The following is a 21,065-nucleotide window of genomic DNA, read 5'->3' as shown; positions in this document are numbered from 1 at the left end:
GGGCCTGGCGGGAGTTCCCTGCCGACCATACCGCAGCACCTGCCCTGATGGGGTGGCCCCGGCGATACGGATGTCGCCGGGGCCGAGTCCCCCTTAGAACCTGTAGCCCAGGCCCAGCATCACGCCGTTCTGGATCTGCCCGTCGCGGCGCTCACCCACGTAGTCGGCCATGATCGACAGGCGCTCGCTGGCACGACTGGTCACGCCCAGGTTCCAGGCCAGCACCTGCTCGCCCACGGCCTGGCTGCTGGCACCAAACACCAGGTCCGGGGCCGCAGCAAAGCCGGTGCTGTAGCGCGCCTGCGAATCGCCCAGTTCCTTCTGCCAGGCCACGCGGGCACGCGGGGTGATGCGCTCGCCGTTGTTGCCCTCGAAGGTCCTGAACACCTGCAGGCCGGCGCCCACGCGGATGCTCTCCAGGCTGCCGCTGCGCCCCACCAGCGCACCGGTGCCCTGCCCTTCGTTGAAGCGGGTGGCCGAGGTCCGCGCGTAGTCCACCACCGGCAGCAGCGGCTGGATCACCAGTCCCTTGCCGGTGGTGAAGGAGAACGCATGCTCCACCCCCGCCGAGATCGCATCGCTGCTGTATCGGGCGCGCAACGGCTGCTGCAGGCCCTCGATGGCCGACAGGCTGCGGCGGGTGTCGTGGCGCAGGTCGGTGTAGCGCACGGCCGCCGACAGGTAGCCACGCGAATAGGTCGCATCCAGGTAGCCGCCCACATCCAGCGCGCGCACGTCGCCACTGAAACCGGAGCCATCGCTGGCCTTGGTTGACATGTCGGCCGCGGCCACGCTGACACCCAGGGTCACGCGGTCATCGGCCACGCGGGTGTCGGCACCGACCACGATGCCGCCGACGGTATGGCTCAGGCCGGCCACGCCACCCTCGGCGTCGATGCGGCCATGGCTGGCGAAACCGCGCGCCCACAGGCCACGGCTGCGACCCGCTACGCCGCTGTCGCCAGCAGCCTCGCCCGCTGGCTCGACCAGATGCATGGCCAACTGGTTGAACAGGCTGCCATGGCGCATGCCCGGCTGCGCCGAGACCGACTGCGCCGCCTGCGAGGCCAGGCCATCGGCGTCGCCGCCACTGCGCATCGCCGCCTGGTGCTGCTGCACCACGTTGCCGATGCTGCCCAGCAGTGCGTTGTCGGCCAGGCGCAGGCTGGCATGTGCATCACCGCGCACGGCGCCAGCCTGCTGTGCGATCACATCGCGGTCGGTGAACTGAAGCGCGCCGAGCAGCGACTTCAGGCCGCTGTCCTGGCGGTCCGATGCGGCTGCCAGCGCGTGCCCCAGGCCGTCGCCGGAAGTGCCATTGGCGAACAGGCCCAGCTGATCGAAGCCCGGGTTGGCGGTCAGCCACAGGCCGTCGGCCGTCTGGTTGACGTTGAAGCTGAGCAGCGAATTGTGGCGCGGGCGGAACACGTCGCCCGCAGTGATGCTGGCGCTGTAGCCGGCATCGCCGAGCCGCACGACATCCTGGAAACCACCCTGGTAGATCGGCCCCTCCACCAGGTCGCGGCGGTAGGCACCGGGATAGAAGCCCTGGGCGACGTTCAAGGCCAAGTGTGCGCCCTGTGCGATCACCAGCGCCCCCGCTTCGGCACCGCCATCGTGGAAGCTGCCGACGCGCAACCGGCCACTGCCGGCGCCACCGGCGTCGGTGACGTCGAACAGCACCTGGCCGCCGGGCATGATGTTGACGTAGCCGTGGGTCACCAGATCGCCACCGCGCGGCATCAGTGTGCCGAACACGCGCAGGCGGTTGAAGCCGTCTTCGCGGTAGGACGGGCCGGTGCCGTCCAGCAGCGCGTCGGTGTCCACGCCCACCGACGCAATGTCACCATGGCCGACCACGATGCTGCCCGGCATCACCCGCAGCTCGGGAGTGCGCAGTGCGCCGCCCCCAGTGCGAGGGTGCCGTTGTCGACCAGCATGAAATCAGCGCCGGTGGTTTCCGCAGTGCGCCAGGTGGCGCCATTGCTGACACGGATCACGCCGGCGGAACCGGCCAGGGTCGAGGCATCCAGATCAGCCAGCCGCAGCTGTCCGCGCAACGCGTCCTGGAGGTCGGGATCGGCAAGCAGCTGCTGCAGCGACTGCGTACCGATGCCGTTCGGCCCCCGCGTGGAGACGTTGTACAGGCTCACCGCATAGTTGATGTAGGTACTGGCCCAATCGGTGTTCCAGCGCGCGAAATCGTCGTCGACGAAGGCCTGCAGCTGGCGCGCGGTGCGCAGGTAGCCCGGGTTGATGTCACCACTGACGTTGCTGGTGACACGCAGGGTGTCGCCCGGATCGCGGTAGCCCGCCGTGTTGATGATGGTGTTGCTGCGGATGTCCTGGCCCGGGAACGACTGCAGCTTGCTGCCGCTGCCATCCGGATCGAAGGTGACCGAGGTACCCGTGGTGCGCGCCGGGTCGCGGAACACCAGCAGGCCATTGGGCTGCACCACCTCATACATGGCCTTGTGCAGCAGGCCCGCATCCATGCCGCCACCGTAGTTGCCGGTGTAGATCTGGGTCATGCGCGCAGACGGTGCGTAGGTGATCCTGCCGCCGCTGCTGGCGGCATGGATCTGCACCGAGTCGACCAGCGGCAGATCGCCGCCGAGGTAACGGTTGACGCCGCCGGACTGCATGATCGAGCAGGACGAAATGCAGTGGCCGGACACGATGGTGTCCAGCCCCTGGGTGCGGATCACCGCCTGCAGCCACTCGCCGGCGATCAGCGCGCCGCCATTGGATGTGCGCAGCACGACCTCGCGGATCGGGCGCCCTTCGGCCTGCGCCTTGGCCAGCAGCGCGGGCAGCGCCACCACGTCGGCGACGGTGACCCCGCCGCTGAGGAAGACGCGGTCGTCCTGCACGTGATAATTCATTGCCATGACGTCATCAACCGCCGTGATGGCGGTGATGCCGATCAGGCCCGCAAGGGCCAGGCTCAACTTCGAGTGCTTCATGTGGTCTCTCTCCACCCGCAACACACGGGTCAGGAGTTCAACGTCCGGACCGTGCGATCTCCCCCAGCGGCGCGGACGTCGAAACATGAATGCATTCACAATGGAATCAGGGGCCACGCACACTCTTCCCCATCCGGTCATCGTCGCGTAAAACTCGAAGACGCACCCGCCACCGACGTCCGAGGCCAGCCCTGTCCGCCCCCTCTCCTCTGATCCATCGCGCGCCGGACCTGTCCGTGCCTGCGGACGCGTTCATTGCGTTCGTACGGGAAGAGCGCGCGCCGTTGTGCGCGTTCCTGCGCACGCGCGGTGTCGGGCCGGAGGATGCCGAGGACATCGCGCAGGACTGCATGGAGCGGCTGATCCGCTATCGCGCGCACAGCGCCGACGAGCTACGGTTGCTGCTGTATCGTATCGCCCGCAACCGCCTGGCAGATCGCGGCCGTTCGTCGCAGTCGCGGCCGCATCTGTCCCTCACCGAGCACGATGGCGGCAACGAGCCTTCCAGCACGTCGCCTGATCCACTGCGCCAGGCCGAGTCCGGGCAGATGTTGTCCCTGCTTCGGCAGGCCCTGTTCAAGCTGCCCGAGCGCGCACGCGAGGTGTACCTGCTCAACCGGATCACCGGCATGAGCTACACGCAGATCGCGAGGCACTGTGGAATTACTGCCAAGACCGTGGAAAAGCATATCGCCCGTGCCCTGCAGGGGCTGCGCCAGGAACTCGGATCGGATCCGCTGCACAACGACAGGGACAACGGATGAGCCACGCCAGGCCAAGGGAAGACACCCTGTTGTTTGAACGCGCCAGCGCCTGGGTGGCGCGGCTGGAAGCGCCGGACTGTACGCCGGGCGAGCGCGAGTCGTTCGAGGACTGGTTGGCCGAAGACCCGGCCCATGTCAGCGCCTGGATCCAGGCCGAGACCCTGTTCCAGCAGGGCGAAGGACTGGCCGCCGATCCGTGGCTGCGCACCGCCGCGGCACGAGCGGCGCGGCCGGCGCGACGTCGCTGGCTGCCAGCGCTGGCCGCTGCCGCAGGCATCTGCCTGGCCATCGGGATCGGCTGGATGGTCGCCGTCGACGGCAACCCCACGCCGCTGCGCTACGCCAATGATTCGCACCAGCCCCGGCAGCAGACGCTGGCCGATGGCAGCACCGTCACCCTCGATGCCGGCACCACCCTGCACGCGCGATTCGGTTGGCGCCATCGCAAGCTGGTGCTGGAACAGGGCCGGATGCAGCTGCAGGTCGCGCCGTCGCGCAAGGCGCTGGAGCTGCGCGTCGGCGACAGCACCATCCGCGACATCGGCACCACCTTCCAGGTGGAACGCCTGCGCAGCGGCCTGGTCGAAGTCGCGCTGCTGGAAGGCGCGGTGGAAGTCAGCACGGGAAGCGCCCAGCACACCCTGTCACCCGGCCAGCAGCTGCAGGTGCTGCCATCGGGCCGCATCCAGCCCGGCCCGGCATTGTCGTCCAATGCGGCTGCCGAAGCCTGGCTGCAGGGACAGCTGGTGTTCGATGCCACGCCCCTGTCGATCGTGGTCGAGCGCATGAACCGCTACGGCCACGCGCCGCTGGTGATCGCCGATCCCGAGATCGCCAACCTGGCGGTGAGTGGCACCTTCCGTGCCGGCGACGCGCAGGAACTGCTGTCGGCACTGCAACTGGGTTGGTCGGTGGCTGGCCAGACGCGACCGGATGGCGCGCTGGAACTGCGCCGCACGTACTGAGGAGACTTGCAGTGATGGCAGTACCGGGCGCGCTGCAGGCGGGGCTGCTCCGCAGCCTGTTCTGCATCTCGCTGAGCCTGGCCGCCCTGCCGCCTGCCGATGCGGCCGAACAGGCCGGCACGCTGGAGCTGCACGTGGGTGCCGGGCCATTGGCGCCGGCGTTGCAGCAATGGGCACGGCAGAGCGGCATCGCGCTGCTGTTCGACGCCCGCGAGCTGGACGGCCTGCGCACCTCCGGCACCCGCGGCCACAGCGATGCGGCCGCAGCCCTGAAGCAACTGGTCGCGGGCATGCCGGTGAACATCCTGCGCACACCCTCAGGCGGATTCGTCATACGCCGCATCCACTCCGCGCCACCGTCGCCACCGCCGGCCGCAGTGCGCGCCGTGCCCGCCGTCCCTGCACCGCGCAGGGCGGCCGAGGCGCCACCACAGGTGGAACTGGCGCCGATCCATGTCACCGGCAGCCGGCTGCCACGCACCTCCGTGCAGACCACGCTGCCGGTGACCATCATCGACCGCGATGACATCCTGCGCAGCGGCTACGGCAGCCTGTTCGACCTGCTGCGGCACTTGCCGGGCATGAACGGGCACCCGGCGATGAGCACCTCGCGGGGTGGCGATTCGCAGTACCTGCCGGTCGGTGCGGCCACCACCACCAGCCTGGACGGCATGGGCCCGCGTGCGACCCTGTTCCTGGTCAATGGCCGTCGCCTGCCACGCTATCCCATGGTGTCGCTGGAACAGGGCGGCCTCACCGACCTGGGCGGCATCCCGCTCAGCTTCGTCGAACGCATCGAACTGGTGCGCGGCGGCGCCTCGGCCATCTATGGCGCCGACGCGATGTCCGGCGTGGTCAACATCATCCTGCGCGACCAGGCCGACGGCCCTGAGGCCATGCTGCAGACCGGCCTGAGCGGACGCGGCGACGCCGGCCAGTATCGCGTGCAGGCGGCGACCGGTGGCGTGCGCGAAGGGGGGGACCGCTGGTTCGCCGGCATTGACCTGCACCGCATCGAGCACGTGGCCGGTGATCGTCGCGAGTGGCATGCGGAAACCTCGCAGTACCTGATCGGCGCGTTCCGCGATGGACGCTATTGGCCGGCAAAGCGCTGCGAAGGACCATTGAAGCGACGCGACGGTGCCTGCTGGTTCGACAGCGCGCGCCCGCGCTCGCTGCAACCGGCTTCGGATACCGCCGCGGCCTACCTGCGCTATCGCCATGAGCGTGGTGAAGGTCGCTATGCCTACGCCGAGGCGCGGGCCAGCCACAACCGGCAACGCTTCGACCTGGGCCCGACCGCCGTTGCCATCGGCCTGTATGGCTTCACCTTCAACAGCGTGCTGCGCGAAGCCGGCAACGTGCGCCCGCATGTACGCGCCACCGACGCCGACGTCACCGTCGGCATCGGCCGCGACCAGGGCCGGCGCAGCTGGGAGGCCGGGATCAGCGCACAGCGCAGCGATGTCACCCTTACCACGTCGGGTACGGTGCGTGCCGAACCGCTGCTGCGCGCGGCGGAGACGCTGGATTTCCTGCCCGGCTTCACCTCGCTGCCGGCGGAGACCGCCGCGCAGTTGTTCCCCTCGATCCGCAATCGCGGGCGTACCGAGCAGTGGCAGGGCTGGTGGGGCATGCAGCGCGAGTTGGTGCCGTTGGCCGGCGGTGCTGCACAACTGGCCACCGGCATCGACCTGCGCCAGGAGCGCTGGACCTCGCATCCCGACGCCCTGCTGAGCCAGGGCGACCTGGCGCTGGGCCTGCCGCAGGAACAGCGCCACCTGTCGCGTCGCAGCGGCGGTGCCTATGCCGAGCTCGGCCTGCCCCTGGCGCACACGCTGCGCATGGACCTGGCCGCACGCTGGGACCGCGACGGCGACTACCAGGCCTTCTCCCCCCGCGTGGGGGTGCGCTGGAGCCCCACGCCCCGGTGGTCCTTCCTGCTTGCCAGCGGGCGCGGCTACCGGGCCCCCAGCCTGTTCGAACAACGGCGGCCCCCGGGCTACTTCGGTGCGATCGAGCTGCCGGCCTCCAGCGCACTGCCCGACTGCGCGCAGAGCAGCGGCAACGGGCGCTGCAGCGTCACCGTGGACGTGGTGGAGAACGATGCGTTGAAGGCCGAGCGGTCGCGCAGCCATTCGCTCGGCGCGACCTGGACGCCGACCGACACGTTCTCGCTGTCGCTGACCCACAACATCGTCGAGCTGCGCAATGAAATCCTGGCCCTGCAACCGGCCGATGCGGTGTGGAACCGCAGCACCTGGGAGCTGGACGAGGAGGGACGCCTGTACAACCTGCGCCTGTCCTTCGACAACATCGGCCGCACCACGTCGCGCAACTTCGTACTGCGTGGGGAATACCACATCGACACCGGCAGCACCGGCCAGTGGCTGTTCTCGCTCGATGCACTGAAGCAGCAGGCGCTGCGCCGAGAGCGTGGCCAGGACGCTACGGTGGACCTGCGCGGCCATGTCACGCCGACGATGGCCGCGGTGCTCAATGTGCAGTGGCAGAACAGCAGCTGGGACATTGCCCTGCGCGGCAACCAGGTCGGGCGCACGCGCGCCTGGCTGCCCGGTGCGGAATGCCCGGAGGAACAGCGCGGGCAGAACCACTGCATGAACCCCCGGCAGCTGCGCTGGAACCTGCATCTCGCACGACGGCTGGGGCCGCGCGTGGTCGCCGCGCTGGACGTGCACAACGTGCTCGACACGCAACCGGTGAACTATCTGGTCGGCAATGGTGGCCAGATGCCGGGGCTGGATGATCCACTCGGCCGCTATTTCCTGCTGACGCTGCAGATCCGCTGAGCGTAGTACCCTACGCGACCTGTTCCATCGGTCCCACCACCCCATGAAGGCCTATCTCTGGTTCTGGGGCGCGTTCCTGCTGTTCTTCGCGTTGCCCTTCCCCTGCATCCTCTACGTCGGCACGTCGTGGCCGGTGCAACTGGCCGACCGCAGCGCGCCCTGGCTGGCCCTGCTGCTGCTCGCGCTGTCGGTGATCCTGTGGCTGGCCCTGCTGCTCGCCTTCCTGCACTACCTGCTGCTGGGCCCACCGCGTGCCCTGCATCGCGTGCGCTCGATCCTGGCCGACGGTGAAGCGCGCGACGCATTGATCGAACAGGCCGAGCAGACCGGCGTGCATGTGCGTGGCCTGGCGCAATGGAAACTGCAGCTGGCCTTCGAGAACCTGTCCGGCACCCCGATCAGCGAACAACTGCTGGTGGTGGACAGCAAGCCGCAGTTGCAGCGTTTCGTGGCCGGCAAGCGCATCGAGGCCCGCCTGAGCCGCGCGCCGGGCGCGTTTCCCAATGTGGTGCTGGAGGGGGCGCAACCGGAGCTGGATGTCGGCAGCCTCTGGCGCCGTGGTGTCGGTGCGGTGATCGGCATCGTGGCGGTGGCCAGTGCCTACGTGGTCGCCTATCGGCTGCAGAGCGAGGGCCTGGGCTGGACCTTCCTGTCTTTCGGCCATCCCCTGCTGGTGTGCCCACTGGTGTTGTGCGGCTACGCGCTGGGCCTGCGCCTGCTCGGCCGGCTGCTACAGGCCGATGCCCGCGGTGACGCGCTGAAGTATCGCGGCATCGGCGTGGAGGCCCGGGTGCTGAAGCTGCGCCAGACCGGCACCTATCTCAACGAGCAGCCGCAGGTGGAGTTCCAGCTGGAGTACATCGACCGCCAAGGCGAGGTACAGCAGGCCCGCGTGCGCCGCTTCATCCCGCTGATCGAGCTGGCCAGCCTCCCGCGCGAGCGGGTCACGCTGCTGTACGACCCGGATGACCGCAGCAACGTGCGCCTGGAGGGTGTATGAAGCAGCCGCCTTCCGCACCCGTGGTGTTTTCCATCGTTGTGCTGGTACTGGCCGGCGCCGCCGTTGCCAGTGGTGCGCTGCAGACGATCGGCGAAACACTGGGCCATTCGGTGCAGGCCGACAGCGCGAGCGCGCCGATCGCCATGCCGCCCGCGCGTGAGAGGCCCGCGTCGCTCGCGCCGATGACCGAGCCGCGGCCGCCGCTGGTGCCCGAACGCAACAACCGGTTGTTCGATGCGGACTACCTGCTGGCCGCCCGCCAGGCACTGGAACAGATGCCTGCGCTGGCTGGGCACCGGCTGACGGTGTTCCACAGCATCCACTTCTACGACGACGGCCGCATCAACCTGGACCTGGTCGATCCGCAGCAGCCGACCCGCGTCGACAGCTACCACTTCGAGCGTGGTCAATGGCGCAAGGGCGACCCGGTCGATCCGCAACGCTTCGCGCCCACCATCACCCTGCGCCGCAGCAGCACGGCGCTGGCCAACATCGATTTCGAGGCCGTACCCCGCGTGGCGCAGGCGCTGCAGGCACAGCGCAACGCATTGATGGGCACACCGGGTGACGTCGGCCACGTCTATGTGATCGTGCGCAAGGGCGGCACCCTGGCCTGGCTGCCGGACGAGGTCGCCGGTGATCGCCAGTCCGCACGACTGTCGTTCGATGCGCAAGGCCGGCCCGGCAACGTAAGCCACCGATAGCCCCCCCAAAAAAAAGGGGACGGAGGGGATTAAGTCGTTTACGCCACGGTGCTGTAAACGACTTAATCCCCTCCGTCCCCTTTTTCTATTTCACCGAGCGGGCGATGGCGTACTGCGCGCCGTAGTAGGTGGAGAGCACCAGCAGGCTGGCCAGTGGCAGGCCGCCGGCGAAGCGGTCCCAGGCCAGTAGTGAATCGCTGGCGACGAACAGCAGCGCACCGGAGGCCGCCCAGCGGGCGCTGCTGGCTTCCATTGCATCGGTGTGCGGTCGCCGCCACTGGCGTGCGAGCGCCAGGACCGCCATCGAGGCCAGCACCACCACGTATGCCAGCACCGGAATGCGCATCGGTGCGGGCAGGTACGGCCACAGGCCCATTACGTTGAGCGCCGCGGATGCACCCAGCAACAGGGTGGCGGCGAGCAGCCCACGCCCCGCCCCCAGGCCACCGCGGAAGGCGGCGATGTAGCAGAGGTGCGCCAGCAGGAAGGCAATCAGTCCGGGCGCGAACGCATCCATCGGCAACATCAGCGCGATATCCCCCACGCACGACAGCAGCATGCCAGCCAGGACCGCGCGCCGGTAGAACGGCTGCGCGGGATCACGCACCCGCCAGGCGATGGCCGCGATCAGCAGCGTGGTCGCGGGCTTGGCCAGCCAGTGCAGCCAGCGCCCGTCACCGTCCAGGAACGCGCCGAGGATGGCGAGGATCGCCATCAGCAGGATCACGCCATCGCGGGCGCGCGGCGTCATCGCGCCTTCCACAGCTCCGCAAGGCGGTCAGGCCTGCCGGCGATACGCTCCAGCACCGGGTACTGCAGGCCACCGTGGTAGTCGATGTTCATCGCGTCGATGCGGTCGAACTGCTTCACCAACAGCACGATCGGCGCCTTGTCCTTCGCCGCCGCAGCTACCGCATCCTTCAAGCGCTGGCTGCTGTACTCGCGTCCGCCAACGGCAATCACCTTCATGCCAGGCGCCAGGCCGGCGTTGAAGGCCGGGCTGTCCCAGATCACGTCGCCGACCGTACCGTTGTCGAGCACCGTCGCACCCAGCGAGTACGCCAGCAATGCGGCCTTGGCGCGCTTCTCCTGCGCCTTGTAGGCATCGTTCGGCGTATCGCGGTAGACCAGCTTCCAGCCCGCCAGCTCCAGGCCGCCGGTCAACGCGCCGTGGCCGTCCAGGCGCCCGCGCAGGAACGTCGCCCAGTCGTACGGCGCGATGCCGTTCAAGGTCGCGACCACGTCGTCGAAGGTGTACGGGTTGACGTCCCAGTCGCCATTGCCGACGCCGAAGAAGGCGCGCGCGAAGTCATCCAGGCTGCGGCGGTTGCCACTCAGTTCGCGCAGCTTGCCTTCCACTTCCAGCCACAGCATCTGGCCGCCGGAGTAGTAGTCTTCGCTCATCTGGTAGTTGCGATACGGCAGCGTGCGGCGCTGGGCGATGGTCGGGTCGTTGGTGGTGTCCTGCAGCGGACGCCAGGCCAGGCCCGGGCGGCCACGGTCATAGGTCGCGGCCACATTGGCCAGCATGTCGCGCGCCTGCGCAGCCGACCACAACCCCGAGCGTGCCGCCAGCACCTGCCCCCAGAACTGGGTCTGCCCTTCGTACACCCACAGCAGGCTGTCGCCCATGGGCACGTTGAAGTTGGCAGTGGCCAGGTCGGCGCCGCGACGGTACTTGCCGTTCCAGGAATGGGTGTACTCGTGCGGCAGCAGGTCGCGCATCCAGGCGTTGCTGTCCCACTCGGTGAAGTAACCCGGGTCGGCGCTGTTCTCGCTGGAGCGGTGATGCTCCAGGCCGATGCCACCGAGGCGGTCGGTCAATGCCAGCAGGAACTCATAGTGGTTGTAGTGGCGCGCGCCATAGAGCTTGTCGGCCTGCTGCACCAGCGCGCGGTGCATCGTGATCTGCGCCTCGCTCGGCTTCAGCGACTTGGCGTCGTCGGCGAACACGTTGAGGTGCACTGGTACCTTCGCGTCCGGATCGAGATCAATGCGCTGATAGTGCTCGCCGGCAAACAGCGGCGAATCGACCAGGTGGTCATAGGAGATCGGCTTGAACACCACGGTGTCGCCGTCGCGGCGTGCGGTCTCCAGAGCGGTGGCGAACGACCAGCCCTTGGGCAGGGTCACGCTGGCCTGCGCCTGCAGCTGGCGCGCATCGACGCCGGCCGGATACAGCGAGTTGGCGTTCCACTGCAGGTTGAGCATTTCCGGGGTCATCACCACCCGGCCCTGGCTGCCGCCCTGCGAGGACAGGAAATCGAAGTGGGCGACGATCTCGCTGACGCCCTCCGGTACGTTCACCTTGAAGGCATAGACGTTGTACTGGTCGCGCTGCCAGGCCAGCGGCTTGCCGTTGGCGGTCACGCGCAGGCCGGCCAGCTTGTCGATCGGGCCGGTGGGCGAATGGTTGCCGGGAATCCACTGCGGGTACAGCAGGGTCATCGGCCCGGGCTTGGCCGGTACGGTGGCGGTCACCTTGAAGATGCGCCGGGCCAGGTCACGCGCGTCGACATCGATGCGCAGCAGGCCGGCGGCTGCGGCATTCCCCGGCGGCGAGGCCTGCGCCAGCGCGGGCGTGGCCGCCAGCGCAAACAGCAACGACAGTGCCAGGGCTCGGGTCTTCATCAGGCAGCTTCCAACAGCGGGGAATCCTCCGATGCTAGGCCTGTAGCGTGCCCTGCCCCATGGCCAAAGGTCATGGGCAGGCCGCCCATCCTTGCCTGCGAAAAAGCGTGCGAACCCAGGTTCGCACCCACCAGAGCAGTTTCAGTAGATCCACGCCATGCGTGGATGAGGCGCTTCCGCGGTCAGTCGACCAACCGCAGCCGCAGTTCCTTCGGCAGCGCGAACACCATCGATTCCGGTTCGCCATCCAGCTCGGACACGCCACTGGCCCCCAGCTCGGCCAGGCGCGCCAGCACGCCGTCGACCAGCACCTGCGGCGCCGAGGCGCCGGCAGTGACGCCGATGTGCTGCTTGCCTTCCACCCAGCGCGGGTCGATCTCGTGCGCGCCGTCGATCAGGTACGACTCCACGCCCTCACGGCGGGCCAGCTCGCTCAGACGGTTGGAGTTGGAGCTGTTCGGCGAACCGACCACCAGCACCAGGTCGCAGCGCTTGGCCAGGTCGCGCACGGCGTCCTGGCGGTTCTGCGTGGCGTAGCAGATGTCGTCGTTCTTCGGGCCCTGCATCGCCGGGAAGCGCTCGCGCAGCGCGTCGATGATGCCGCGCGTGTCATCCACCGACAACGTGGTCTGGGTGGTGTAGGCGAAGTTGTCCGGCTGGTTGATCTGCAGCGTGGCGACCTGCTCGACATCCTCGACCAGGTAGATCTGGCCGGTCCCGGCCTCGCGGTTCCATTGGCCCATGGTGCCCTCCACTTCCGGATGACCGGCGTGGCCGATCAGCACCACGTCACGGCCGGCACGGCAGTGGCGGGCAACCTCGAAGTGGACCTTGGTCACCAGCGGGCAGGTGGCGTCGAACACCTTCAGGCCACGGCGTTCGGCTTCCTGGCGCACGGCCTGGGACACGCCATGCGCGCTGAAGATCACCGTGTTGTTGTCCGGAACCTCGTCGAGCTCTTCGACGAAGATCGCGCCGCGCTGCTTCAGGTCGTCGACCACGAAGCGGTTGTGCACCACTTCATGGCGGACGTAGATGGGCGCGCCCAGCGTTTCGATCGCGCGCTTGACGATCTCGATCGCACGATCGACACCGGCACAGAAACCACGCGGGTTGGCGAGCAGCACATCCATCAGTTCAGTCTCCCGGCGGCAGCCGGCTTACGGTTTCGGGTTGGCATTATCCGCCTTTTTGGCGGACTTGCCGTCGAACAGGCCAAACAGGGCGATGCCGATGGCACCCACCACGATGGCCGAGTCGGCGATGTTGAACGAGGGCCAGGTGTAGCTGCCCACGTACCACTGGATGAAGTCGACCACGTGGCCGTGCACCTGGCGGTCGATCACGTTGCCGATGGCGCCGCCGATGATCAGCGCATACGGCACCGCGGCCTTCCAGTTGCCGCGGGCGGTGCCGCGCAGCCACCAGGCCATCAGCCCGCTGATGGCGATGGCCAGCGCGGTGAAGAAGTACTTCTGCCAACCACCGGCGTCGCTCAGGAAACTGAATGCCGCGCCGGTGTTGTAGGTGCGGTACCAGTTCCAGAAGCCGTCGATGACCACCACCGGCTGGAACTCCGGCAGGCTGGACAGCACCCAGGCCTTGGACCACTGGTCCAGGCCGATGATGGCCACCGACAGCAGCAGCCAGATCAGGGCGTTCGGATGCGGACGGGGCGCGGCCATCAGAACCAGCTCCGCACTTCGCCGGCGCCGGTCACGTTGCTCACGCAACGGCCGCACAGCTCGGGATGGTCGGCGTTGCTGCCGACGTCGGCGCGGTGGTGCCAGCAGCGCACGCACTTGGCCTTGGTGGTCGGCTGGGCGCTGACGAACACCTCGTCGGTGGTCGCCGGGCGCACCTGCACGTCGCCACTGATGAACAGGAAACGCAGTTCATCGGCCAGCGGCTGCCAGCGCGCGGCCTGCTCTTCGCTGGCGGCGATGGTGATCTCCGCTTCCAGCGCCGCACCGATCGCACCGTTGGCGCGCATCGGCTCGAGCACCTTGGCCACCTGCTCGCGCACGGCCAGCAGCTGGTCGAAGTCGGCGGCATTGAGCTGGGCATCGGCCGGCAGCGGCGCCAGGCCGTCGTACCAGGTGGTGAACAGCACGTGGCCGGCGCGTTCACCCGGCAGGTAGCCCCACAGCTCGTCGGCGGTGAAGGTCAGGATCGGCGCCACCCAGCGGGTGAACGCTTCGGCGATGTGGTACATCGCGCTCTGGGCCGAACGGCGACCGTGCGAATCGGTCGGCATCGTGTACAGGCGGTCCTTGGTCACGTCCAGGTACAGCGAGCCCAGGTCCACGCTGCAGAAGTTCAGCAGCAGCTGCACGATCTCGGCCATGTTGTAGCCGTCGTAGGCCGCCTTGATCTTCTCCTGCAGCTCCCACGCGCGATGCACGATCCAGCGGTCCAGCGCGACCATCTGCTCGAGCGGTTGCAGGTGCTGGGCCGGATCGAAACCGTCCAGGTTGCCGAGCAGGAAGCGTGCGGTATTGCGCAGGCGACGGTAGGCGTCGGCGTTGCGCTTGAGGATCTCCTGCGACAGCGACATCTCGTTGCTGTAGTCGGCCGAGGCGATCCACAGGCGCAGGATGTCTGCGCCCAGCTTGTTCATGATGTCCTGCGGCTCGATGCCGTTGCCCAGCGACTTGGACATCTTGCGGCCGTGCTCGTCCACGGTGAAGCCGTGCGTCAGGCACTGCTTGTACGGGGCGCGCTTGTCGATCGCCACGCCGGTCAGCAGCGAGGACTGGAACCAGCCACGGTGCTGGTCGGACCCTTCCAGGTACAGGTCGGCCGGCTTGCCGAAGCCACGCGCGGCGAGCACGCCTTCATGGGTCACGCCCGAATCGAACCAGACGTCGAGGATGTCGGTGACCTTCTCGTAGTCGGCCGCGTCGGTGCCGAGCAGTTCGGCGGCGTCCAGCGAGTACCACACGTCGATGCCCTCGGCTTCGACGCGGTCGGCAACCTGCTGCATCAGCTCCACCGAGCGCGGATGGATCTCGCCGGTCTGGCGATGGGTGAACAGTGCGATCGGCACGCCCCAGGTACGCTGGCGCGAGATGGTCCAGTCCGGGCGACCGTCGACCATGCTCTGGATGCGCGCCTTGCCCCAGGTCGGGAACCAGCCGACGGTGTCGATCGCGGCCAGCGCATCGCTGCGCAGGTTGGCCTTGTCCATCGAGATGAACCACTGCGGGGTGGCGCGGAACACCACCGGCGTCTTGTGGCGCCAGCAGTGCGGATAGCTGTGGCGGATCGGGTGGAAGGCCAGCAGCGAACCGTTGTCGCGCAGCACGCCGACGATGGCTTCCTGCGCCTTCCACAGGTGCTGCCCAGCCAGCACCAGGTCACCGGCCGGCGGGGTCGATTCCAGGTACACGCCACGGCCGTCGATCGGGGTCACCTGGCCGGCGTTGTACTTGTCCAGCAGGCCGTACTTCTGGCTGACCACGAAGTCTTCCTGGCCATGGCCGGGGGCGGTGTGCACCGCACCGGTACCGTCCTCGTCGGAGACGTGGTCGCCATTGAGCAGCGGGATGTCGCGCTCCGGATAGAACGGGTGCGCCAGCAGCTGGTTCTCCAGCGCCGCACCGGTGGTTTCACCGTGCAGCACCACGCTCTCGACGCCGTAGCGCTGCAGCGCACGCTCGGCCAGCGCGGCGGCCAGCACCAGCCAACGGCGCTTGCCGTTGTGCGCCGGGCCTTCGGCCAGCACATAGTTGATCTCCGCGCCCAGCGACACCGCCAGCGAGGCCGGCAGCGTCCACGGGGTGGTGGTCCAGATCGGCACGGCCACTTCGACGTCGGCCGGCACGCTCACGCCGAACGCCTGGCCGATGGCCTGCGCATCGCGCGCGGCGTAGGCCACGTCGATCGCCGGCGATTCCTTTTCCTGGTACTCGATTTCCGCCTCGGCCAGTGCCGAACCGCAGTCGAAGCACCAGTAGACCGGCTTGGCGCCGCGCACCAGGTGACCGTTGGCGACGACCTTGGCCAGCGCACGGATCTCATTGGCTTCGAAGTCGAAGCTCAGGGTCTTGTACGGGTTGTCCCAATCGCCGGTCACGCCCAGGCGCTTGAAGTCGACGCGCTGGATGTTGATCTGCTCTTCGGCGAACTCACGGCACTTCTGCCGGAATTCAACCGCGTCGAGCTTGGTGCCGACCTTGCCCCACTTCTTTTCGACCGCGATCTCGATCGGCAGGCCATGGCAGTCCCAGCCCGGCACATAGGGCGCATCGAAGCCGGCCAGGTAGCGCGACTTGACGATGATGTCCTTCAGGATCTTGTTGACCGCATGGCCCAGGTGGATGCGGCCGTTGGCGTACGGCGGGCCGTCGTGCAGCACGAACAGCGGGCGGCCGGCGGCGTTGTCACGCAGCTGCTGGTAGAGCCCCTGCGCTTCCCACCGCGCCAGAATGCCCGGCTCGCGCTTGGGCAGGTCGCCGCGCATCGGGAATTCGGTGGCTGGCAGGTTCAGGGTGGTCTTGTAGTCCTGGCTCACGCAGTGGCTCGCAATCTATGTTCGGAAAGGAGGGCGCGCGCCTGTTCGGCGTCGCGGTGCATCTGGTCGGTCAGTGCCGCCAGATCATTGAATTTCTCTTCGTCGCGCAGCTTGGCGACAAACTCCACGTCGATGTGACGCCCGTACAGGTCGCCCTGGAAATCGAACAGGTGGGCTTCCAGCAGCGGCTCCACGCCGTCCACGGTCGGCCGGGTGCCGAAGCTGGACACCGAGGGCCACGGCTGGTCGAACACGCCGTGCACCCAGGTCGCGTAGATGCCCGACAGCGCTGGGGTCTTCGGGAAGCGCAGGTTGGCGGTGGGGAAACCCAGCGTACGGCCGAGCTGGCGCCCGCGCACCACCCGCCCACTGATCGTGTACGGACGGCCGAGCAGGTCGTTGGCGCGGGCGAAATCGCCGTCCTTCAGCAGCTGGCGGATGCGCGTACTGGAAATGCGCTCGCCGTGCAGGTCGACCGCTTCGATCTCGCCGGCACTGAAACCCAGCTCTGCGCCGAGCCGCTGCAGCAGGGCGAGGTCGCCGCGCCGACGGTTGCCGAAGCAGAACTCCGGCCCGATCCACACTTCACGGGCCCCCAGCCGGTGCACCAGCAGCTGGCGCACAAAGGCCTCGGCCGGCATCGCCGCCATCGCCGCGTCGAAACGCAGCAGGCCGACCGCATCGACGCCAAGCTCGTGCAGGATCTCGACCTTGCTGCGGGCCAGGGTCAGCCGCGGCGGTGGCGTGCCCTGCGCAAAGAACTCACGCGGCAGCGGCTCGAATGCCACGGCCACTGCGGCCACGCCCAAGGCGCGCGCGCGGGCAACGGCGTGGCGGACCAGTGCGCGATGGCCCAGGTGGAGGCCGTCGAATGCACCGATACAGACCACGCTTCCGTTGGGGAACAGCTCCCCGCCCTCGACGCTTCTGAACAGCCTGCTCATCAACTCTCGTTCCGGCCCGGTCGGGGCCGCCGCTTCAATGGTGTAACCCTGAAGTATAGCCGCCACACGCCGCGATCAATGACCGCGCAGGTCGCGCGGGCGGAAGCCCATCGCCAGCATGGCCAGCAGGTAGGTCAGGCCGCCGCCGCCGACCAGCAGCATCAGGCCGCCGATCCGGTGCCATTTGTCCATGCCGGTGAAGTCGGGGACCCAGTACAGCAGGGCCAGCAGCACGCCGACCATGGCCAGGCAGGCCACCAGCAGCCGCACCAGATAGCTGCCCCAGCCCGGCCGGCGCTGGTAGACATCGGTCTTGCCCAGCCAGTACCAGAGCAGGCCCAGGTTCAGGTAACTGGACAGCGCACTGGCAATGCCCAGCGCCAGGTGCAGGCCCGGCTGCTTGCCGATCGCCGTCATCACGCCCTGCGCCTTCAGCGCGTCCGGCACCATCACCTGGTACAGCACCGCCAGCAGCGCGAAGTTGAACACCATGTTGGCCACCAGCGCGGCCACGCCGGCACGCACCGGGGTCTTGGTGTCCTGCCGCGCATAGAACGCCGGCAGCACCACTTTCAGCAGCGCGAACGCCGGCAGGCCGAAGCTCAGGCCGTATACCGACAGGGCGGTCATGCGGGTATCGAAGGCGGTGAACTGGCGATACTGGAACAGCGTGGCGATCAGGGGCTCGGCCAGCAGCACCAGGCCCAGCATGGCCGGCACGGAAATCAGCAGGGTCATGCGCAGGCCCCAGTCCAGCGAGCGCGAGAAGCCCTCGCGGTCGGTGCTGACGTGGTGGCGGGCCAGCGCCGGCAGGATCACCGTGCCCAGGGCCACGCCGAACACGCCCAGCGGCAGCTCCAGGAAGCGGTCAGCCAGCGACAGCCAGGACTGCGAGCCGTCGGTCAGCTTGGCGGCAATGAGGGTATCCAGCAGCAGATTGATCTGCGCCACCGACGAACCGAACAGCGTCGGCACCATCAGCGTCAGCACCTTGCGCACCCCCGGATGGTTCCAGCCCCAGCGCGGCAGGGTCAGCAGGTTGATGCCCTTCAGCGAGGGCAGCTGGAACAGCAGCTGCAGGATGCCGGCGGCCAGTACCGCCCAGCCCAGCGCCAGGATCTGCTTTTCCGGCGTGCCGCCCAGGCGTGGCGCCAGCCACAGCGCGCCGGCGATCATGCACAGGTTGAGGATGACCGGGGTCAGCGCCGGCATCGCAAAGCGCTGGAAACTGTTCAGCGCACCACCGGCCAGCGCGGTCAGCGACACGAACAGCAGGAACGGGAAGGTCAGCCGGAACAGGTCGACCAGCAGGGTCTGCTTGACCGGGTCGGTATCAGCGCCACTTGAGAATGCCACCGCCAGCTGCGGTGCGAAGATCAGCGCCAGGGCGGTCACCAGCATCAGCACCCCACCCAGAGTGCCGGCGGTACGTGCCATCAGTTCGCGCAGTTCGGCGTGGCTGCGGGTTTCCTTCACTTCGGTGAACACCGGCACGAAGGCGGTGGAGAAGGACCCCTCGGCGAACAGCCGGCGCAGGAAATTGGGTATCCTGAAGGCAACCCAGAACGCATCGGTAACCGCATTGGTGCCGAACGTGGTGGTGATCACCTGGTCACGGACAAGTCCGAGCACCCGCGAGACCATGGTCATGCTGCTGAACGACAGCAGGCCCCGCAACATCTTCGGTGAACTCACTCAGCGTCCCTCTTGACAATCGACTTGACGTGCATTTCTCGGGCCATCATACTAGCCAGCTTGCTGTTCCCATAACACCGATTTTTTCAGGAAACCACCACCGTGGCCAATATCAAGTCCGCCAAGAAGCGCGCCAAGCAGACCGTCGTGCGCAACGCGCGCAACGTGGCTCAGCGCTCGATGCTGCGCACCGCTGTCAAGAAAGTGATCAAGGCGCTGGACGCCAACGATGCCGCCGGCGCTGAAGCCGCCTTCGCCGTTGCCCAGCCGATCCTGGATCGCTTCAGCGCGCGTGGCCTGATCCACAAGAACAAGGCTGCTCGCCACAAGAGCCGCCTGAACGACCGCATCAAGGCCCTCAAGGCCGCCTGATCCGGCGTTGCCGCCCTGCCCTTCGGGGCGCGGCAGCAGACAAGAACCCGGCCTCGGCCGGGTTTTTTGTTGCCTGCGATCCGGGCGATCTTACGGGGCCCGCGCGACCGGGATTGCTTACCAGCGGCCGGCACTACCCAACAAAAAACCCGGCCGGAGCCGGGTTTCTGCCAACGCCAGTCGGCCAGCCGTCGACGTTACTGCGCGTCGCGGGCTTCCTGTTCTTCTTCCTTCTGGCGATCGAAGAAGGCCATGATCCGGCTCATGATCGGGAAGGTGCCTTCGCGCCCCAGCGCGGAAACCAGGAACCACGGCTCCTTCCAGCCCAGCTCGGCGACGATCTGCTCGGCCGCGGCCTGCGCCTCGTCTTCGAACATCAGGTCGGCCTTGTTCAGCACCAGCCAGCGCGGCTTGTTGAGCAGCTCCGGGTCGTGCTTTTCCAGCTCGCGCTCGATCGCACGCACCTGCTCCACCGGCGAAATGCCTTCCACGCCGCCTTCCATCGGTGAGATGTCGACCAGGTGCAGCAGCAGGCGGGTGCGCTGCAGGTGGCGCAGGAACTGCGCACCCAGGCCGGCGCCATCGGCCGCGCCTTCGATCAGGCCGGGAATGTCGGCAATCACGAAGCTGCGATGGTTCTCCACCTTCACCACGCCCAGGTTCGGATACAGCGTGGTGAACGGGTAATCGGCCACCTTCGGCGTCGCTGCCGAAACGGCACGGATCAGGGTGCTCTTGCCGGCATTGGGGAAGCCCAGCAGGCCGACATCGGCCAGCAGTTTCAGCTCCAGCTTCAGCGTACGCTCTTCGCCCGGCTCGCCCGGCAGCGCCTGGCGCGGCGAGCGGTTGGTCGAGCTCTTGAAGTGCATGTTGCCCAGGCCACCACGCCCGCCCTTGGCCACCAGCAGGCGGTCGCCGTGCCGGGTCAGGTCGCCGATGACCTCATCGGTGGCAACGTTGATGATCACGGTGCCGACCGGCACGGTGATGGTCAGGTCTTCGCCCCCCTTGCCATAGGCCTGGCGGCCCATGCCGTTCTCGCCGCGCTGCGCCTTGAAGATGCGGTCATGGCGGAAGTCGACCAGGGTGTTCAGGTTTTCGTCGGCGCGGATGTACACGCTGCCGCCTGCACCGCCGTCGCCGCCGTCCGGGCCGCCGAGCGGAATGAACTTCTCGCGACGGAAGCCAATGCAGCCGTTGCCGCCGTTGCCGGCGAACACTTCGATTTCTGCTTCGTCTACCAGTTTCATTGTTTCGATGCCTGCGATGGGCGCGGCCTGCTGGCCGCCGCCTTGAATGTCATGCCGGCCGCGGGCCGGCAACCCGGCCCAGCCGGTCTTGCTTCAACTCTAACGAAAAGCCCCGCCGAAGCGGGGCTCTTCATGCAGCACTCCCATGCCGGGGCACGGGTGCCGGCGATGCCTGGATCAGGCGTCGGCCGAGACGATGCTGACGGTGCGACGCTTCTTGGCGCCCTTGACCGAGAACTCCACCTTGCCGTCCACGAGGGCGAACAGGGTGTGGTCACGGCCCAGGCCAACGCCGGTGCCCGGGTGGAACTGGGTGCCGCGCTGACGCACGATGATGTTGCCGGCTTCGATGGCCTGGCCGCCGAAGATCTTGACGCCCAGGTACTTCGGGTTGGAGTCGCGACCGTTGCGCGAGGAGCCTACGCCCTTTTTATGTGCCATGACTGCT

At 67.9% G+C, this 21,065-nt stretch carries 15 protein-coding genes and 1 pseudogene; 6 read left to right on the top strand and 10 right to left on the bottom strand.

Translation table 11 applies throughout. The features are described 5' to 3' along the window. Positions 1-93: 93 nt before the first annotated feature. Positions 94-2,966, bottom strand: a pseudogene (locus NSQ78_RS06410) (autotransporter domain-containing protein). A gap of 236 nt (positions 2,967-3,202) precedes the next feature. Here NSQ78_RS06410 and NSQ78_RS06405 point away from each other — a divergent pair. From NSQ78_RS06405 to NSQ78_RS06385, 5 genes are read left to right on the top strand one after another with little or no spacing between them, the layout of a single operon-like run. Then, positions 3,203-3,730 carry a sigma-70 family RNA polymerase sigma factor gene (locus NSQ78_RS06405; protein ID WP_080473113.1) on the top strand — a complete coding sequence of 176 codons (528 nt, stop codon included), beginning with the start codon at positions 3,203-3,205 and terminating at the stop codon, positions 3,728-3,730. Continuing rightward, complete coding sequence (locus NSQ78_RS06400; RefSeq protein WP_053506124.1) at positions 3,727-4,695, top strand: FecR domain-containing protein; 969 nt, start codon at positions 3,727-3,729, stop codon at positions 4,693-4,695. The genes NSQ78_RS06405 and NSQ78_RS06400 overlap by 4 nt, the downstream gene beginning before the upstream one ends. Positions 4,696-4,709: 14 nt before the next feature. Beyond that, the gene (locus NSQ78_RS06395; protein WP_064237902.1) at positions 4,710-7,505 is read left to right on the top strand and encodes a TonB-dependent receptor; all 2,796 of its coding nucleotides are present in this window, start codon (positions 4,710-4,712) and stop codon (positions 7,503-7,505) included. A gap of 43 nt (positions 7,506-7,548) precedes the next feature. Further along, positions 7,549-8,505 (top strand): hypothetical protein, encoded by a 957-nt coding sequence (locus NSQ78_RS06390; protein WP_064237901.1) that lies wholly within the window; start codon positions 7,549-7,551, stop codon positions 8,503-8,505. Further along, positions 8,502-9,209: a hypothetical protein gene (locus NSQ78_RS06385; RefSeq protein WP_064237900.1), complete on the top strand. Its 708-nt coding sequence runs from the start codon at positions 8,502-8,504 to the stop codon at positions 9,207-9,209. Before NSQ78_RS06390 ends, NSQ78_RS06385 begins: the two co-directional genes overlap by 4 nt. Positions 9,210-9,294: 85 nt before the next feature. Here NSQ78_RS06385 and NSQ78_RS06380 read toward each other — a convergent pair whose 3' ends face one another. The 7 genes from NSQ78_RS06380 to murJ all read right to left on the bottom strand — a co-directional run bounded on the left by NSQ78_RS06380 (position 9,295) and on the right by murJ (position 18,980). After that, the gene (locus NSQ78_RS06380; RefSeq protein WP_064237899.1) at positions 9,295-9,960 is read right to left on the bottom strand and encodes a lysoplasmalogenase; all 666 of its coding nucleotides are present in this window, start codon (positions 9,958-9,960) and stop codon (positions 9,295-9,297) included. After that, a complete protein-coding gene (locus NSQ78_RS06375) occupies positions 9,957-11,840 on the bottom strand; it encodes a M61 family metallopeptidase (RefSeq protein ID WP_064237898.1) in 1,884 nt (627 codons plus the stop codon). Before NSQ78_RS06375 ends, NSQ78_RS06380 begins: the two co-directional genes overlap by 4 nt. Before the next feature lie 182 nt (positions 11,841-12,022). Next, positions 12,023-12,973, bottom strand: a complete 951-nt coding sequence (gene ispH / locus NSQ78_RS06370) for a 4-hydroxy-3-methylbut-2-enyl diphosphate reductase (RefSeq protein WP_049466122.1) — start codon at positions 12,971-12,973, stop codon at positions 12,023-12,025. A 27-nt stretch (positions 12,974-13,000) separates the two neighbouring features. Next, complete coding sequence (gene lspA, locus NSQ78_RS06365; protein ID WP_053506130.1) at positions 13,001-13,525, bottom strand: signal peptidase II; 525 nt, start codon at positions 13,523-13,525, stop codon at positions 13,001-13,003. Continuing rightward, entirely contained in the window at positions 13,525-16,356 is a 2,832-nt protein-coding gene (gene ileS / locus NSQ78_RS06360) for an isoleucine--tRNA ligase (protein ID WP_064237897.1), read from the bottom strand. Before ileS ends, lspA begins: the two co-directional genes overlap by 1 nt. Continuing rightward, positions 16,353-17,300, bottom strand: a complete 948-nt coding sequence (locus NSQ78_RS06355; RefSeq protein ID WP_049469065.1) for a bifunctional riboflavin kinase/FAD synthetase — start codon at positions 17,298-17,300, stop codon at positions 16,353-16,355. The genes ileS and NSQ78_RS06355 overlap by 4 nt, the downstream gene beginning before the upstream one ends. Positions 17,301-17,375: 75 nt before the next feature. Beyond that, on the bottom strand, positions 17,376-18,980 hold the full coding sequence (gene murJ / locus NSQ78_RS06350) for a murein biosynthesis integral membrane protein MurJ (protein WP_064237896.1): 1,605 nt from the start codon (positions 18,978-18,980) through the stop codon (positions 17,376-17,378). Between the two features lie 117 nt (positions 18,981-19,097). On the opposite strand from murJ, the gene rpsT reads away from it, so the two are divergent. Then, a complete protein-coding gene (rpsT, locus tag NSQ78_RS06345; protein WP_005408560.1) occupies positions 19,098-19,367 on the top strand; it encodes a 30S ribosomal protein S20 in 270 nt (89 codons plus the stop codon). A gap of 197 nt (positions 19,368-19,564) precedes the next feature. Here the strand turns inward: rpsT and cgtA are convergent, their stop codons facing one another. Continuing rightward, positions 19,565-20,617, bottom strand: a complete 1,053-nt coding sequence (gene cgtA, locus NSQ78_RS06340) for an Obg family GTPase CgtA (protein WP_049469069.1) — start codon at positions 20,615-20,617, stop codon at positions 19,565-19,567. A 177-nt stretch (positions 20,618-20,794) separates the two neighbouring features. Beyond that, positions 20,795-21,058, bottom strand: coding sequence for a 50S ribosomal protein L27 (rpmA, locus tag NSQ78_RS06335; RefSeq protein ID WP_005408558.1), 264 nt, complete (start codon positions 21,056-21,058; stop codon positions 20,795-20,797). Between the last annotated feature and the right edge of the window lie 7 nt (positions 21,059-21,065).

The organism is Stenotrophomonas sp. FSL W7-1447, from assembly GCF_037966425.1.
Classification (GTDB): Bacteria; Pseudomonadota; Gammaproteobacteria; order Xanthomonadales; family Xanthomonadaceae; genus Stenotrophomonas; species Stenotrophomonas pavanii.
The sequence above is the reverse complement of the archived record's forward strand: the minus strand, read 5'-3'. Positions and strand labels throughout refer to the sequence as shown.